Source organism: Vibrio amylolyticus, from assembly GCF_023145695.1.
GTDB classification, from domain to species: Bacteria; Pseudomonadota; Gammaproteobacteria; order Enterobacterales; family Vibrionaceae; genus Vibrio; species Vibrio amylolyticus.
In genome coordinates, this window is the sequence record NZ_JAJHVV010000008.1 from 255,303 (window position 1) to 271,396 (window position 16,094).

General features: G+C 39.3%; 18 protein-coding genes. 6 read left to right on the forward strand and 12 right to left on the reverse strand.

Features of this window, described 5'->3' with window-relative positions; all coding sequences use genetic code 11:
- Positions 1-9: 9 nt before the first annotated feature.
- On the reverse strand, positions 10-192 hold the full coding sequence (locus KP803_RS14535) for a hypothetical protein (RefSeq protein ID WP_248009565.1): 183 nt from the start codon (positions 190-192) through the stop codon (positions 10-12).
- 294 nt (positions 193-486) lie between these two features.
- On the opposite strand from KP803_RS14535, the gene KP803_RS14540 reads away from it, so the two are divergent.
- The 5 genes from KP803_RS14540 to KP803_RS14560 all read left to right on the forward strand — a co-directional run bounded on the left by KP803_RS14540 (position 487) and on the right by KP803_RS14560 (position 3,895).
- Positions 487-804 carry a hypothetical protein gene (locus KP803_RS14540; protein ID WP_248009566.1) on the forward strand — a complete coding sequence of 106 codons (318 nt, stop codon included), beginning with the start codon at positions 487-489 and terminating at the stop codon, positions 802-804.
- A gap of 260 nt (positions 805-1,064) precedes the next feature.
- The gene (locus tag KP803_RS14545) at positions 1,065-1,445 is read left to right on the forward strand and encodes a DUF3316 domain-containing protein (protein WP_248009567.1); all 381 of its coding nucleotides are present in this window, start codon (positions 1,065-1,067) and stop codon (positions 1,443-1,445) included.
- A 51-nt stretch (positions 1,446-1,496) separates the two neighbouring features.
- Positions 1,497-1,832, forward strand: coding sequence for a P-II family nitrogen regulator (locus tag KP803_RS14550; RefSeq protein ID WP_248009568.1), 336 nt, complete (start codon positions 1,497-1,499; stop codon positions 1,830-1,832).
- A 48-nt stretch (positions 1,833-1,880) separates the two neighbouring features.
- A complete protein-coding gene (locus tag KP803_RS14555) occupies positions 1,881-2,564 on the forward strand; it encodes a heavy metal response regulator transcription factor (RefSeq protein ID WP_248009569.1) in 684 nt (227 codons plus the stop codon).
- 5 nt (positions 2,565-2,569) lie between these two features.
- Positions 2,570-3,895, forward strand: coding sequence for a heavy metal sensor histidine kinase (locus tag KP803_RS14560; RefSeq protein ID WP_248009570.1), 1,326 nt, complete (start codon positions 2,570-2,572; stop codon positions 3,893-3,895).
- Between the two features lie 24 nt (positions 3,896-3,919).
- Here KP803_RS14560 and KP803_RS14565 read toward each other — a convergent pair whose 3' ends face one another.
- From KP803_RS14565 to KP803_RS14590, 6 genes are all read right to left on the reverse strand, one after another.
- Complete coding sequence (locus KP803_RS14565) at positions 3,920-6,295, reverse strand: putative bifunctional diguanylate cyclase/phosphodiesterase (RefSeq protein ID WP_248009571.1); 2,376 nt, start codon at positions 6,293-6,295, stop codon at positions 3,920-3,922.
- Positions 6,292-7,302, reverse strand: coding sequence for an extracellular solute-binding protein (locus tag KP803_RS14570; RefSeq protein WP_248009572.1), 1,011 nt, complete (start codon positions 7,300-7,302; stop codon positions 6,292-6,294). Before KP803_RS14570 ends, KP803_RS14565 begins: the two co-directional genes overlap by 4 nt.
- 412 nt (positions 7,303-7,714) lie before the next feature.
- On the reverse strand, positions 7,715-8,377 hold the full coding sequence (locus KP803_RS14575; protein ID WP_248009573.1) for a transmembrane anchor protein: 663 nt from the start codon (positions 8,375-8,377) through the stop codon (positions 7,715-7,717).
- 18 nt (positions 8,378-8,395) lie between these two features.
- Complete coding sequence (locus KP803_RS14580) at positions 8,396-9,139, reverse strand: HupE/UreJ family protein (RefSeq protein ID WP_248009574.1); 744 nt, start codon at positions 9,137-9,139, stop codon at positions 8,396-8,398.
- A 495-nt stretch (positions 9,140-9,634) separates the two neighbouring features.
- Complete coding sequence (locus tag KP803_RS14585; protein ID WP_248009575.1) at positions 9,635-9,985, reverse strand: DUF3147 family protein; 351 nt, start codon at positions 9,983-9,985, stop codon at positions 9,635-9,637.
- 51 nt (positions 9,986-10,036) lie between these two features.
- Positions 10,037-11,113 carry a nickel/cobalt efflux protein RcnA gene (locus KP803_RS14590; protein ID WP_248009576.1) on the reverse strand — a complete coding sequence of 359 codons (1,077 nt, stop codon included), beginning with the start codon at positions 11,111-11,113 and terminating at the stop codon, positions 10,037-10,039.
- A gap of 134 nt (positions 11,114-11,247) precedes the next feature.
- On the opposite strand from KP803_RS14590, the gene rcnR reads away from it, so the two are divergent.
- Positions 11,248-11,520 (forward strand): Ni(II)/Co(II)-binding transcriptional repressor RcnR, encoded by a 273-nt coding sequence (gene rcnR, locus KP803_RS14595; RefSeq protein WP_248009577.1) that lies wholly within the window; start codon positions 11,248-11,250, stop codon positions 11,518-11,520.
- Between the two features lie 182 nt (positions 11,521-11,702).
- Here rcnR and KP803_RS14600 read toward each other — a convergent pair whose 3' ends face one another.
- From KP803_RS14600 to KP803_RS14620, 5 genes are all read right to left on the reverse strand, one after another.
- Positions 11,703-12,134, reverse strand: coding sequence for a GNAT family N-acetyltransferase (locus tag KP803_RS14600; RefSeq protein ID WP_248009578.1), 432 nt, complete (start codon positions 12,132-12,134; stop codon positions 11,703-11,705).
- A 353-nt stretch (positions 12,135-12,487) separates the two neighbouring features.
- A complete protein-coding gene (locus KP803_RS14605) occupies positions 12,488-12,988 on the reverse strand; it encodes a VOC family protein (protein ID WP_248009579.1) in 501 nt (166 codons plus the stop codon).
- 86 nt (positions 12,989-13,074) lie between these two features.
- Positions 13,075-13,890: an AraC family transcriptional regulator gene (locus tag KP803_RS14610; RefSeq protein ID WP_248009580.1), complete on the reverse strand. Its 816-nt coding sequence runs from the start codon at positions 13,888-13,890 to the stop codon at positions 13,075-13,077.
- Positions 13,891-14,099: 209 nt separating this feature from the next.
- Positions 14,100-15,026: a LysR family transcriptional regulator gene (locus tag KP803_RS14615; protein ID WP_248009581.1), complete on the reverse strand. Its 927-nt coding sequence runs from the start codon at positions 15,024-15,026 to the stop codon at positions 14,100-14,102.
- Positions 15,016-16,032 (reverse strand): LysR family transcriptional regulator, encoded by a 1,017-nt coding sequence (locus tag KP803_RS14620; RefSeq protein WP_248009582.1) that lies wholly within the window; start codon positions 16,030-16,032, stop codon positions 15,016-15,018. Before KP803_RS14620 ends, KP803_RS14615 begins: the two co-directional genes overlap by 11 nt.
- Positions 16,033-16,094: the final 62 nt, after the last annotated feature.

Below are 16,094 nucleotides of genomic sequence, written 5' to 3' on the forward strand. Positions count from 1 at the left end.
TGCTGGGTATCATTTGGTGCCTTTGTGGAGGCTTGAGCCTAGCGCAGTGAAAGTTGCACGCTGGGTTCTTAGGGAGACGGCACTTGGTAACAAGTGTCGTCCACCCGACAGCTTTGAGTTAAGGGCCCCAGATACGCTAATGCCAAGTAAACTTTGTCCAGCATCGCCCGATGCCGAAACATCGTTGGACATTTCCGAGTTATCGACACTCCTAAATTAGCACTTCATAGATTATTCAAACTATTGAAAATACCTTTATCTTTACGACCAAGGAGTACTAATGTAGCTCATAGCAGCAACCCAACCACACCGGTAATTGAATTCATATAACCTTTCTTCGTTAAAAGAGTCGTAAGCTCTTTACCTATTAAAATGCATGATAAAAATACTACATGACAAAAATGTCATCTCAACACCCTCATTCCTGACAGAAAGAACAAGTTAAAATCGATACCAGTTAAGAAAACTCTTATTTGAGGAAATGATATGGATTCTAATAACAAGAAAGGCAGTTGTCACACAAGTAAAGGTGGTCATAAAGGTCACGGTTGGATGATGATTTTATGTGCTTTAATCATGATAGGTATTCCTATCTTAATGCTATCCCCGTCAATAAACCTTTTCAGTTTTTCATTTCTTAGCTCGGCACTACTCCCAATTATTTTATGTTTGGTGATGCACGGAGTTATGATGAAATTTATGATGTCCCAGTACGATAAAGGCACAAAACATCAAGCTGATAATGCACCCTCTGCCGATACCAGCCTAGATAATGAAAAAAAAGACGAACAGTTCAAAGCTTAATGCCTTTTTGAAATCAAAGGTAGAAAGATTAGTCACCTATCTACCTCCCCCCCCCTATGAAAAACAAAGAGCGGATCTGAATCTATTCAGATCCGCTCTTTGTTTTTCATCTACACACCACAGCATTAAGAAAAATCCTAACGGCTATCTGACACAAAGCTAAATGACAAAAATGTCATGCGACAGTCGGTAAATCGTCACTACTAGCACGCTAAGATTACCTCAAGTTCAAAACATCATGTAAACAAAAGGAATCACTGATGAAATTGATTAAAACAGCGTTAATGGCGACTTCACTCACTGTATTAAGTGCGAACGTTTTTGCAGGCCAATACTTCTCAACCTCTGGAAACCTTGTCGAAAGATCAGGCACACGAACCATTCAAACTGAACCAGTGGGAACAGCGCAAGAGGCATATAAACTTGGATTGGAACAACTTCAATCATTAAATAACAGCACGCCACAAGAACTGATCAGGGATTTAAGAATTGCCAGCATAGATATCGATAGACGTAAAGTACACCTAAATGAAAATGGCTACATTACAGTCAAAGAGTTAATGAATGCTGACGGAGAGCTTCTCTATAAAGGTCAAGTAAACGTCAGTTACCACTACGCAGAACGCGTTTCTAATAATTAGTTACTTGATTACGCTCCTATTGAACCGTAGGAGCGTTACTTAGGGGGCATCATGATCAACAAAATTTCCGCCATTTTCATAGAGCAGTTACTCGTTCAAATTGAAGATATGTTAACAAACGAGGGCGTTCGTCGCTTTACTGTCTTTAAAGTTCAAGGCCGCGGTGAATTCGCGAATATGATCGATAGCCATAGTATGAATGCCTATTATCAAATGGATATCTATATTGGTGAAAGCAAAACTAATCACATCGTAGAAAAGTTGCTCAATGAACTGCATAACGTTGGAGAAGATGAAGGAATCATCACAGTCATACCCGTTAAAAACTTGTTTAATACCAATACAAAAAAAGAGATAAAAGACTCTAATTATAACCATCTAGGATAAAATACCCGTTATATGAGTTTCTATCTTCCAAACTATGGTACCTAGAAAATGAAGTTGTTAATTGTAGAAGACGAAGCAAAAACGGGAAGTTATTTAAAGAAGGGGTTTACAGAATCAGGTTATATCGTCGACCTCGCCTCTGATGGTGTCGATGGTTTGTACCAAGCGACCAGTCAACATTATGATCTCGTTATTTTGGACATCATGCTGCCGAATCTAAACGGCTGGCAAGTATTACAAACCATGAGAAGTAGCGGATTACATACCCCCATCATTATACTCTCTGCCAAAGATCAAGTGGAAGACAGAGTCAAAGGGTTGGAGCTGGGCGCGAATGATTATGTCGTTAAACCTTTTGCCTTCGTCGAGTTACTCGCTAGAGTCAAAAATGCGTTAAGAGTTCAAAATGGACATACTAAATCGGACACTACCCTGGCCATTGCCGATTTATCCCTCAACTTATTAAAGCGTACTGCCCACAGAAATGGCGATAACATAACACTCACCTCAAAGGAGTTTTCACTACTTGAGCTCTTTATGAAAAAGCGTGGAGAGGTGATGTCTCGTTCTCTTATTGCTTCATTAATTTGGGATATGAACTTTGATAGTGATACTAACGTTATTGATGTCGCAGTAAAAAGACTAAGATCCAAAATCGACAAACCCTATGAAATCAAACTTATCCATACCGTCAGAGGAATGGGTTATAAACTCGATGATATCCAAGAATGAAAATAATGCGACAGCAATCAATGGCCTCTAGGCTTATTCTAATGTGCTTTACTTCTTCATTTGTTGTACTCGCCTCCTTTTCGTTAATCGTTCAGTATTCAATAGAGCACCACTTCTATGAGCAGGACTACCAACTTCTACAAGGAAAAGCACATGCAATCTCTAGGGCCATTGAGCAGCAAGACACCTCTGCAGTATCGAACCCTCCACTCAACTCGACCTATTATTGGCTACTTAACAAAGACAATGTCATAACGTTTGCAAATAGTGAGCTTTCTTTACCTGAAGGGGCTAGCAAAGAAAGTACGATTGAATGGACAGCTAATGGGCAGCATTACAGAGGTTTTCAATTTGGGCTTGAATCACCGTTACATAACTCAATGGTTCTAGCTCTTAATATCAACCACCACACGAACTTTATCAATAAATTCAACATAGTCTTACTGTGGACGTTTGTACTGACCAGCTCAGTTGCCGGGTTGTATTCTATTTTCACGGTACGTAGGGGGTTAAAACCTTTACAAGATTTGCAGGAATATCTAGTTAAAGTGAGCGCCAATCGGCTTGATATTAGAGTTCCACTAGAAGGGCTTCCTAAAGAGCTCTCCCAATTGGTGAGGACTCAAAATGAGATGCTCGACCGTTTGCAACAAGGTTTTCATCGGCTTAGTGAGTTCTCTTCCGATATTGCTCATGAGCTAAGAACACCATTAACCAATATCATGACTCAAACTCAAGTCACTCTTTCATCGACAAGAAGCGAGAAAGAGTATCAAAACATACTCGTGTCCAATGCTGAGGAGCTAGAAAGATTAAACAAAACCATTAGTGACACCCTTTATTTAGCAAAAACAGAAAACCAACTTCTACATAGCAATAAAGAAGAGTTAAACTTAAAAAGTCTTATTTTGCCATTAGTTGAGTATTACCAAATCGTCGCTGATGAAAAAGATGTAACCATTGAGGTGAATGGAATCGAGGTAAACCAATTTGGCGACAAAGATATGCTTAAGCGAGCCATAGGCAATATCCTTTCCAATGCTTTAAGGCACTGCGATGCTCACTCTTGTATCACGATATTGATTGCTGAAGATGGCGACTACAACTCTATAAAAATCAAAAATATCGGAGAGCCTATCCTTGAAGAGTCTCTTCCGTACCTTTTTGAACGTTTCTACAGAGCAGACAAATCAAGACAACATAACAGCACAGTAGGTGCTGGGCTCGGGTTAGCGATCACAAAATCTATTGTTCTTGCACATGAGGGAGACATCTCCGTATCCTCATTCGAGCGCACTAGTGAGTTTCATTTACGCTTTAGGAGAAAGTGATTTAATCTTTGCTAATAGAATAAACTAAACCTTGGCCCATTGTTGAATAAACGTTTCTCCTTTAAGAGGTTTTGACAAAAAATAACCTTGAACTTGATGGCAACCAATGTGCTGAACATAGTCAAACTGTCGCCGAGTTTCCACCCCTTCTGCAACAACTTTTAAATCATAAAGACGAGCCATCTCTACAATAATATCAATTAGTGGCTTTCCAGTAGTATCTTCATCTATTGCCTCAACAAACATTCTATCAACCTTAAGTGTATCTATTGGGTAATCGATTAGTTGACTAAATGCAGTATAACCCGTACCAAAGTCATCAAGCGATATCTTCACACCTAAATCATGTAATTCCGACAATATAGCTATATTTTTATTCACCCCCGGCACAAAACAGGTCTCTGTAATTTCAAATTCAACCAGGTGTGGAGCAACACCATATTTTTTGATCAACCCTTCAACTTTATTAACAAATTCGACATTAGACAATTGCCATGAAGAGAAGTTAATCGCCAAAACCCCATTAAAACCCCATTCTTCGATCCATATAGACAATTGCTCTAATGCATGTTCAATTACCCAGTAATCGATGTCTTTGATTTTCCCTGATGATTCTGCAACAGGAATAAATTCAGCCGGTCCAATATCAGACAAACAAGGAGAATCAACCCGAAGTAATACCTCTGCCCCTATCATTGAACCGTTCACACAGTCATAAATTGGCATATAAACGAGGTTGAAGTCATTATTTTCTAGTGACGAGCCAATCAAGCCATTTATTTCATCATATCTTTTTATTTCCAAATCCAATTTTTCTGAATAAAATCTATATGTATTTTTTTCATTTGAACTTTTAGCTGAATACATAGCTGCATCGGCATTTTTTAATAGCTCAGTCTCATTAGTTGCATCATTAGGATAAACTGATATCCCAATACTCACACCAATATCATAACTTATATCATCAAGTGTAAACCCCTGATTAAACTGATCAATTATTCTCTGTGAGAATAAAGATAGTACATCTAATTCCTCAATACCACCAACCACAATAGCAAATTCATCTCCAGCTAAGCGAGAAAACTCAAACTCGCTAACTTTAATATTATCCCAATCAAAATCGACAAAGCTATCCACCAAGTTACTAGAAAAGGTCTTTAGCAGCATATCACCTGTCTGGTGGCCATATTGGTCGTTAACATGCTTAAAGTTATCGAGGTCAAAAAATATAACAGCACACATCTCATTATATTTTCTACTATTCGAGTAAATTCTACCAAGATCCGATGTAAATCTATTTCTATTAGGTAACCCTGTTAATTTATCATATTTTGCCAGATTATTAAGATCAGAAATGAGGGCAATATATTTATTGGTTAATATCGATACTTCGTCATTACCAGAAGCTCCTTCAATAAAGAAAGAATCATTAGATGATGCTGATTCCACTTGTTTAGTAAGCTTTACAACAGGATCTATAATTTGACTAATAATCAACATCTTAAGCATAATAAAGGTTATACAGGTAACCACTATAACAATGACAATAAACATCCACTGATAAGGCTTAAACAATTTTTCAACATCGCCACTGTTCAAGTTGATTTTTATACCCCAAAGTTCATTATTAAGATGAACGCTTAAAGAGTGCCCTGAAGACTGTTTATTAGTTATCTCATTCTCTACCTTTAGTGAATTTGAATAATTACTAGGGATTATTTCAACACTAACTGGTATTTTTATTTTATCCTCAATATGATGATATATCTCATAAAGACTATCTAATTTAAAAACCATTACAAATGAGTATATTTTATGACCTTTAGAAAAAGTATTTAAAGACAAGCTTTGATCTGGAGAAAAGGACTTAATCAATGATAGCTCAAAATCAGCTTCACCTACTTTTGATAGTTGGTACGAAGTGGTTTTTACAGACTTTATTCCCTTCTTACCTACAGAATTTAAAAACTCTGGGATATGTTTAGAAACAATACTGATATCAGATACTTCTGAAAATGGGTCTATACCATCATAATACACAACCTCCTCTCCCGTTGAATCTAATAATGCGAAGGATCGGAGGCTGCTATACTGTAACTCAAGCTGTTCCGCATACGCTATCAATTCTTTCTTTAGGTAATAGTGACTAGAATCTATGGACTGATTTCTAAAATAATTCTGGAGGTGTCGATTCTCTAGCATCATATAAGTTTTTGATTCTAATTCATGAAATGCGATTATCAACGCTTGAGACGTATGTTCAAGTTCGTTCTCCACCGTATCTGATAGAGAAGATACTAGCTGTATTCTTTGGCTATTATAAGAAAATGCACCTGCAGCCGAAAAAACCACCACCATAACGGGTAACAAAATAATATTAATTTTGGATGACAATTTCAATTTTCATTACCTACATGATTCTTCATCAACACCGACAAAATATTACTTCTTATATTTTTTGACTCATTACTCAATTGCTCATATAAATAACTATTTTTCGTATTCAATCCCGATGGAAAGAGTTCATTATCATTTTTATAATCTGGAGAAGCCAGCTCTTCTACAGCCAAACTCGTTGTTGCGAACCACATATTTTCAGCATTTCTTACTACATTATAAGGTTGGTTGAGGTAGTTTAAAAAATCTATTGTCGCCTGACTCAGTCCCTTATCTCTATGGCTAGAAAGACACTCATACCAAATAATGGTGCCATCACTGGGAATCATATAGTGCCAATCCTCCTGCTTCGTAGCATTCGATATCAGTAATTTCTCTCCAGAATAAAAAACAGCTACATCCATTTGTGAATCTTTTTTCTTATCTAGTGCATAACCCGCTGCATTTCTTAAGTCCAATAGATCATCACTTACTTTCTTTAAAAGTGAATACGCTTGTTTTAATTCGAACGCATCATCGGTCATTGGATGAAAGCCAAGAGCAAGGAGTGCAATTGCGACGGTATCGATGTCATCCGCTGGAAATACAACCGTTTGAGGATGTTCCATCACGTAATCAAAAACATCCATCCAAGTTATAATTGGATTCTTTACTTTAGTTGTTCGAATACCCACTCCCATCGAACCAAACGCGTAAGGAATCCCTAGTGTTGTACATGCTTCATTTGACCCCGCACTAAATGAAGTACTATTAGGTAGAAGTACTGTAGATATATCTGTTAGAAGTCCATGTTCCTCTAAACTTTGAAGTGTACCTGCATCTAATATAAAAAGATCGTATGCTGTCGCTTTCCCAGAAAACACAACAAGATCACGTACGATTTCACTATCAAAATACACCAGTGAAACGGTATGCCCTGATTGTGTTTCAAAGTCAGCAATCACTTCACTCGAAAAATACTCCTCCCAAGTGAAAATTTTTATCTCTGCAGCATCAATAGATAAGCTCATTAAGCTCAATATTACACATAGGCTCGAATACAACTGTTTCAATTGAATGCCTCCCTACATCAAAATTTAGAACCGACGTATTCAATGATAAAGTCAATTCTGTCAATACACCACTAATCAAACAAAAAGGGATGATATTACGAACCCATAGACTATATTAGAGTTTCCTTAAGGATAAAGTGATGGTTATCTCGCAACGTACATCAAACTCCAAGTTACAAGCACATGTAACAGCTAATCTAAGCCTATTACATCCTATCAGTTTGTCACGTATCGCTTTGAAAATTGAAAAACCTTCGAGATTGAGCTTATTCTGTTTTTAATTAGGGCAATTGGTCCTCAATGAAGAAATTAACGGAGATTTTCGTAGTAAAAACCCTTACAATGGTAAGCATTGTAAGGGGCGGCTTAATTATAGAACCCGCTTCATCTCCGCGTAATCACCATTCGTTCTCAAGATAACCATAACAACTTTGTCATTTCGGTTACGGAAAAACCAACCGTGGTTTCCAGTGAAAGCCGCTACCAATTCTCCTTCGTCATTGGGAACTCCGCGCCCTTTTTCATAGCTGATCGAATTTCCATTGCCATCACCATAAGTATCGTAGTTAACAGGACCACCTTTCGATGTCCATTTGAATTGGGCAACTTGGCCTTTTTCCATAACCAATTTAACTTCCGCACCTTGGCCCGGCTTTAGTGAAAGCATAATTTTGTCTTTCCAAACAGGCTCCACTGCAATCGCAACTTCAGGCTTTGGAGAAGTTACCTCAAATTGTTGAGGCGCTACTTCAGGTTCACCTATAACAGCCTCATTTTGGAGAGTTTTTGTGGCGGCCACACTTACGTTGTTAGCTTGATCTTCTTCCGCCTCTTGGGCTAATTGGGCTTTAATCTCACCCATTTCAGTTAATCCCAGTACTTTGCCCACTCCAGTTGGATCAAGAGAGTACTCTGCAGGCAGAATGACTGTGATGAGCAGTACAATAGCGGTTGCTAGTGCGATAAAGGTTGAGTGAACAAGCTGTTTGGTTGTCGGTAACTCGGCACGATTTGGTATATCTGTGTTGTACATAATTGATTCCTTTTCTGTTTACTGAGCGACAACGTAGCCCGTTAATTGATAGCCGATCAGCATGAAACCTAAGCTCATCATAACGACATTAACTGAGTAGGCTTGACGATAGAAACTGGTCTGTCGCCTCCAGAAGCCCATAACAATCAAAATACCGCCAAGAGCCAGCAGTTGCCCTATTTCTACACCTATATTGAATGCAAGTAGATTTGGAATTAACCCATCAGGAGAAATGTCATATTCAATGATTTTTGACGACAACCCGAAACCGTGACAGAAACCGAATAACAACGTTGCTAACTTAGGATTTGGCTGTACATCAAACCAACGTTGAAATGCCCCTAAATTATCCATTGCCTTATAGACGACAGATAAGCCAATGATCGCATCGATTATGTAGCTATTGATACCTATATTAAAGTACACGCCAAGTAGCATGGTAGATGAATGCCCCAGAGCAAATAGGCTCACATACAGAGCAATATGTTTCATTTTGTATAGGAAGAAAATGACACCAAATAGAAACAGAATATGGTCATACCCTGTCACCATGTGCTTCGCCCCTAAATACATGAACGAGATGATATTGGTACCTGTAATTTCTTGGATATAGCCCTTATCGCCTTGCGCTACAGCATGCGCAAAAACATCAGTACTTACTACTAAAAGTAAGGCTAGGATAAGATAAACAATCCCCTTCCGAAGCAGAGTAGCCCAACAGATAGGCACTGCTTTCACTTCGTGTAAAACGAATAAATTCATAGTTAAAACCATTGTTTGTTAAATGTTCATTTACCGCTTATTGCGGCCGTTTCAAGTAATTAACAAGATCTTAGGAGGACGTTCTATTTTGAAAGGATTATAATTTGGCGTTCCATCAGTTTGTCTCACGTAAGATGTAGTCATCAACTCAGATAATGAGGCAATACTAAACACCCTAAGAGAAGCGCTATCGTAACTATGGTTGTGATTACTTGCATCATGTTGAAACAAGTGTTCACTATCCACACTATGTGAGTGAGTCAATGAATGATCATGGTGATTTTTGATCGTGTGTGCAACAGACAAGCCATGTGATCGAAACTCGCCGATGGCAGATGAGGTCATACAAACTGAAACAATCAACAACAACAGCAAGCTAACAGATTGTCTTATTGCTTTAGAAACCATATACCATCGCCGAAAGTTGGATGAGAAGTAAAACTGAATAATGTTATATTATAACAAAACATATAGATTAACCGTGATTTATTCTAATTACGTAAGATCTACCCCAAAACTCTTAACCACCGTAGCCACTACCAAAAAACAGACAATTGAAATAATGGCGCAAAATCCTAAAGAAAGCCAAAATGAGTAACGTTGCAGTAATAATGGAAAAATCAAAAACATCGGCAATGTCGGTAGTACATACCAAAATGTATAGTACGCATGATCAGCTAGCTTTTGCTGACTTTGCCCTTCAATATACATCCAAATCAAAGCTAAAATAGTGACGCTAGGAAGAGCTGCAATCAGTGCTCCAGCCTTATCACTTCTTTTCGCCACCTCTGATATCAAAACAACAACGCCAGCAGTTAATGCGTATTTAGTAATAATCCATAACATGAAGCGGTTACCTTGTGTATTTTCGTGAGTAATGGGATAAATATAAAAAGCTTAGTTCATTAAAGACGTATAACCGTGCATGCCCATATATAAACCAACAGCACTAATCAAAATGCCGGATAGATAAGGAGCACGACGAGCTAAATCATTCAGCCCACTCCATTTCGATGTTGCTTTTTGTACACCGATGGCCGCAACAACACCCACCGTAACAAGTGTTAGAGCCAGGCCTATACTAAATGACACTACTAACGTAGCACCCAGTGTCATCGCCTTGAGTTGTAAACAGATTAGCAGCACCGTTACCGCGGCTGGACAAGGGATTAGCCCACCAGTCAAACCAAACAAAAGAATTTGCCCATTAGTGACATCTCTATTTTCAAAACGCTTCTGAATTTCCAAAGAATGCGCTAACTCGTGAGCGTCTTGGTACTCTGTATCCTCTTGGTTTGAGCTTGACTCCGAATGAAAATGCACTTCAAAATCATGAGTATGATCGTGGTGACCGATCATTAACATGACTGAAATATCATCTGCCTTCTCGATACAAAAGGCGGATTCAAGGTAACCGTCATACTCAATAAAATAGTAAACCTCAGACGGTTGTGAGCAAGGATCAAGAGTAACGAGTTTTACATTTTCCGCATTCAAAGGCTTACCGTTTAGTGTTTTCAACTGGAAACGGCGATGTAAATCCTCATTAACGATGGACAGAGACACATGGCCATGTCCGGTATTAACCACTTGAGTTGTCCAATCATGTGCATGGCGGTTCGCTTTATTCCAGGCTCGTTCATTACTCCAGGTTCTCCAGAACATCCAAAGACCCGTTAAAACGATGATTATTCCCGATATAAGTTGCATCCACGGCTCAGCTGCTTCCGCGGTGAACTTTTGACTGATATACATACCACCAACAGCGATCAACCATACAATTGCAGTGTGAGAAAATGTGGCTGCTAGCCCTAGCATAGCAGCCTGTCTAACTGTCCCTTTAACCGCGATAATGAAAGCGGCCATCATTGTTTTCGAATGTCCTGGCTCCAATCCATGCAAAGCGCCCAATAAAATGGCACTGGGAATAAAAAACCAGCCGTTTCCTTGCTGTAATAATGAGACAAAATCCATTACTGCCCTCTAGCGTCCTATCAAATTTGATTTAAACCATACTCCCCCCCCAGTATTAAATACTACCCCCCAGTATAAGGTGGGTGCTACATTATTGATAGAATCTGTCGGCCCTTACATAAAGAAGAAATGTCATGTCACATACAACTAGAGATCAAAAGAAGCTCAAGGCCCGTGTTAGTAAGATACAAGGTCAGGTCAACGGTCTAAAAAAGAAACTAGATGAAGAGCATGAATGCCAAGATGTGTTACAGCAGATCGCTGCAATTCGAGGCGCGGTAAATGGCTTGATGCGTGAGGTAATTAAGGGCCATCTACTAGAACACGTAGTACTTGAAGAAGACATAAAGCAGCGTGAAGCTGATATGGAAATCGTTTTGAAGGTTCTAGATTCATACATTAAGTAACGCAGTTAACCGCATTATTTACAATAAAACCTATTAGTTATTTTTATCTGTAGTAAATCTGCCATAACTTATAATGGGGCAAAGGTTAGTCAAGTTAGAACAACGCTCGCGTATACGGAAACGCCCAAAGTTATTAGCTTTGGGCGTTTCTTCTAACAAACTTGGTTACGACAAACCGAGCTTTAAAGTGTCATATGCAGAATTGGAAAAGGTTTTTCCATATCATCAAATGGCGAGCGCGAAACGACTTTGAAGCCCATATGCTCGTAGAAACCTACTGCCTGTGGGTTTTGTTCGTTTACATCGACTTTGGTTGCGCCTAACTGCTCTATTGCGTATTGCAGCAGCACCTTGCCAATTCCTTGCCCTCTGGCCTCGTTTAAGATGAAAAGCATTTCAACCTTAGAATCATGGATACCCACGAAGCCTAGAATTGAGCCATCATTACTTTTAATACATCTTAACGTGACAGCAGGAAAAGCCTTCTCAATGATAATTGGTATAAAAAACTCAATATCTTCTTCTGTTATGAAGTCATGAGTTGCTCGGACTGAGTTTTCCCAAACATTCAGCATTTCTGCGTAATCTTCAGGAAGCACACTTTCTACAATCATTGTGTTTTCTCTATAGTTGACTGAAATTCATGTGCAGCCGCGAGCGTGCATTCTATTCGCAATATCATTAAGTAGTCTAATGATGTAAGCAAAGAGTTCTGGCTTGGAATGAAGCATAAATGAGTAAGCTTAAGGCTACTCACCCGAACTAGGCACTTTCAAATTAGAAAGTGCATACTGTAAATGCACTAGACTAAAACGAGTCCCACTGTTTTAAATATTAGCAATGCATCAGTTATCACAAACATGGAAAAGCCTGTTGACCCTGAATACAATAATGTTGAGGCTGTTCAATCTAGCTCAACCTGATTTGATCAACAAAACCTCTCACTGGGAGCTCAATTTTTCTACGATCAATTTGGTGAGTGTAAACCTAATTTATTGCCTTCCGAATCAAGAAAAATGGCGAAGTATCCAATTTCATCCGCATGGGCCGTTTTGGGAACGATGATTTTTCCGCTATTTTTTGCGACTCTATCAAGAATGATTTGAAGGTTGTCTCCTCCATTCAGATATATCGTCACACCATTTTCCGAAGGCCGGAAACCTGCTCTCTTTACGATTACACCAGTAACCGCTTGTTCTTCATATGGAAGTAAGCCCATTTCCATATCTGGGAATTCCATCTTCTCAATATTAATCTCTAGAATAGCTTGGTAGAACTCGATTGCTCGTGAAATATCTGTTGCTGGAATTTCGAAAATTGAGATGTAATTATTCATATCTGCTTCACTTATATTTATGGTTGAATCGCTCTTTTGTTTTTCTATTTCAACTCTCTCTACGCTATAAACCGAATAGCTAAAGATGAATATTGCAACGGTAAGAATAAGCCTAAATGTTACGTTGCTCATGTGACCTCACAGCTACTAATCAAAATGTAGAGACAAAATTACCCTTACGAATCAAAACGAAATTGTAAAAATGCGACAGATTTAATTCACTTGTAAAAAATGGAAGAGAGGGCCATGTTTTCATTCCCTAAAAATTCTTTCGGGGCTACGCCAGTGAACGCTTTGAAATCTTTGATGAAATGCGCTTGGTCATAGTAATCATGTTCATAGGCAATGTTAGTCAAGTTTTCACCCTCTTCGTTGAGCAACATTTTTAAGGCACTTTGTAACCGGATCAATTTGCCTAATTGCTTCGGGCTAACACCTATTTTTTTTACGAACATCCTTTCAAGTTGCCGTCTTTTTGATAGGTCTTCTTTAAGAATCTCATTAATAGAAGAGCTGCCCTTTGTTGCTAAGAGCGCATCGACCGTTGTGCTAACGATGGTGTTTACCATCACCTGACTACTGAGTTTCTTCAGAAGAAATGATTCGATTATCTCGATTCTTTGTTTTGTATCGACGGCTTGAATGATGCCTTGTTCCAGTTCTTTTGCTGTTTTTTCGTCAAACAACGTATCGATTGGTGTTTCTTTGTTTGCCAATGTTCTAAGCGGTAAAGCGACAAAATTGGCAAAACCATAAGGATAGAAGCGAATGGAAAATGTATTGACGTACCCTGTTGGCTCTATATAAAAAGGGTCAATAGTTTGGCCTAGCACCATAGAGCGAGGCTGAATAATGAAGTTGTCTTCTGAAGTATATCGTTTTATGTCATCGCCAAGTATAAAGGCCATTTCAATGGTGCCATCAGGAATGATTCGCTGCCTTTGAGTGTCTTCTGCTGAAGGAACGTCCAACGTCCAATAGCAACTGATAAGCGATTCCAAATCTGGGTGGGGCTGAAAAGTCTGATAATTCATAAGCGGTTTGTTTCCCTAAGTTACACAAATTTCTAGGCCTGCTGCATAAATGTGCCAATGCGTCACCAAACTTGCAGTGATCGATGCTAGCACGCCGCGAGGCAAAACCTTATTTGCCCCACACCAATGAAACCCTCAGGAAGTTTTCGTTAACCTGTTCTAATCGATAGTGGACGCTTTAACTAGGATAGGAAACCTAATCCAAGCACTCAATATAGCTCTTCGATGACTTCCTGAACGGTATCAATGAGCCAACGTGTGTAAGATGTTTCCCTGAATTTGTAATTAACAAAACAGGCGATGGGCTTGTGCTCAATCCCTTCCCAATGGTTTATATTAATTAACGTCACCTCATCGAACAGGTCGGATTGAACAATTTCACAAACGCCCATCACGCTATGTACTTTTCGTACCGTATCTAAACAGATGTCCACTTTATCCGAGCGCAATAATATATTCGGTTCATAACCTCGTTTGTTGAAGTAACTGATTAATGTCCCACCTCTAAAGTCATGGTCAGGCATAATAGCCAATACGAAAGGGTATGAAGCAACGTCTTCAATAGATACGGATTTCAATCGAGTTAAAGGGCTATTTTTATGACAGCAAAGTCGAAACTCTGGGTAGTTTGTAGTGACAGAAGAGATCTCTTTTGAAAGCTCTGTCGATTTATAATTAATAGCGAGGTCAATGGTCCCTTGCTTGATTTTCGTCTCCGTTTTCACCGACCAATTTTCGAGACTAACCGTTGCATGAGGAGCCAGCTCGTGCAAACGAAGAAATAAGTGAGTCATTAATGGGCGACAAAGTGTGGTATTGATATTGATCGAGATGTCGCCCGTATAATCACCCGGCGTAAATTCTTCTTTTTGGGAATACAGGTCATCCAAAGCGCTGATAATATTAGGGAGTTTGTTGAGTAGCCTTTGACACTTCTCTGTCGGAATAAGCCCCGCTCCCGTTCGCTCAAAGAGCGGGTCTTCAAGCTGCTCCCTAAGCCGCTTTAAAGCTTTACTAACGGCTGATTGACTAAGATAAAGCCGATCAGCAGCAAGGCCAGTATTGCGCTCTTCATCTAGGACTTTAAGCAGTTTTAAACTGTTAAAGTCTAAACTTAGCATTTCATCATCTTTCATGGTTTTTATCCTCACCATCAACATCAACATCATCGATAGTTGGGTAAACATAGGCAAAGTCTGGGGTGCTATACATCACTATGATGTCATACATCACCTTGCAAACGGTATCGATCAACCATTGGGAATACGGACGCTCAATCACTCGACTCGACATGTAGTAGGCAATGGGGCTGTGAGTGACCTCATCAAGGTGATCGACATCTATCAGCATTAATTTCTCTTGCTCCATCAATGGGCGCACCACTTCGCTCACTGGCATGAGCGCGTCGGTCAGTTGAAGTACTTTGCTACAGATATCAATTTTGTCGGTACGTAAAATGACGTTAGGCAAGTGTCCACGCCTTATTAAGTAAGCCTCTAAGTAGTTTTGGTTGTCAAATGAGCCCGGCATTTTCGCTAATATAAGCGGTGAATTGGCGATATCTTCAACGGTAATGGGCAGCTTATGACGAAGAGGGTGATCCTGTCGGCAGCACAACTTAAATTGGGGGTAGCAAATGATTCGTTGATCAAGTTCGGGGGAAATTTCAATCGGGAAGAAATTAATCCCAATATCAACCTGACCAAAAATTAATTGCTGCTGAGTGTCATAAGACCAATCTTCCAGCTGTAATGTCGCTTTGGGCGCCAGTTTATTAAGCACTTCGATTAAAATACTGGACAACGGGTGATTGAGAGACGAATTAATGTGGATTTTGATCTCACCCTCATAGTTTTCAGGAGTAAATGAAGACTCATCTCGAAACAATTCGCCGATCTCACCGATAACTTGTGGGAGCCTCATTAACACTTGTTGGCATTTAGGTGTTGGCTCTAACCCGTTAGGAGATTGAGTAAATAACGGGTCAGAGAATTGAGCTTTGAGTTTAGTTAGGGCTTTACTGATCGCCGGCTGACCAATCCCCAATCTTTCGGCGGCCCCTTTGGCGCTTCTTTCTTCTCCAAGTATTTTTAATACCTTAAGGCTGTTGAAGTCGAGCCTAAACATATCCTCATCTTTCATTATGAATCCACCGCAAATGATTTCACCCCATTATGAATTAGTGGAATATTTTAAACAACTCC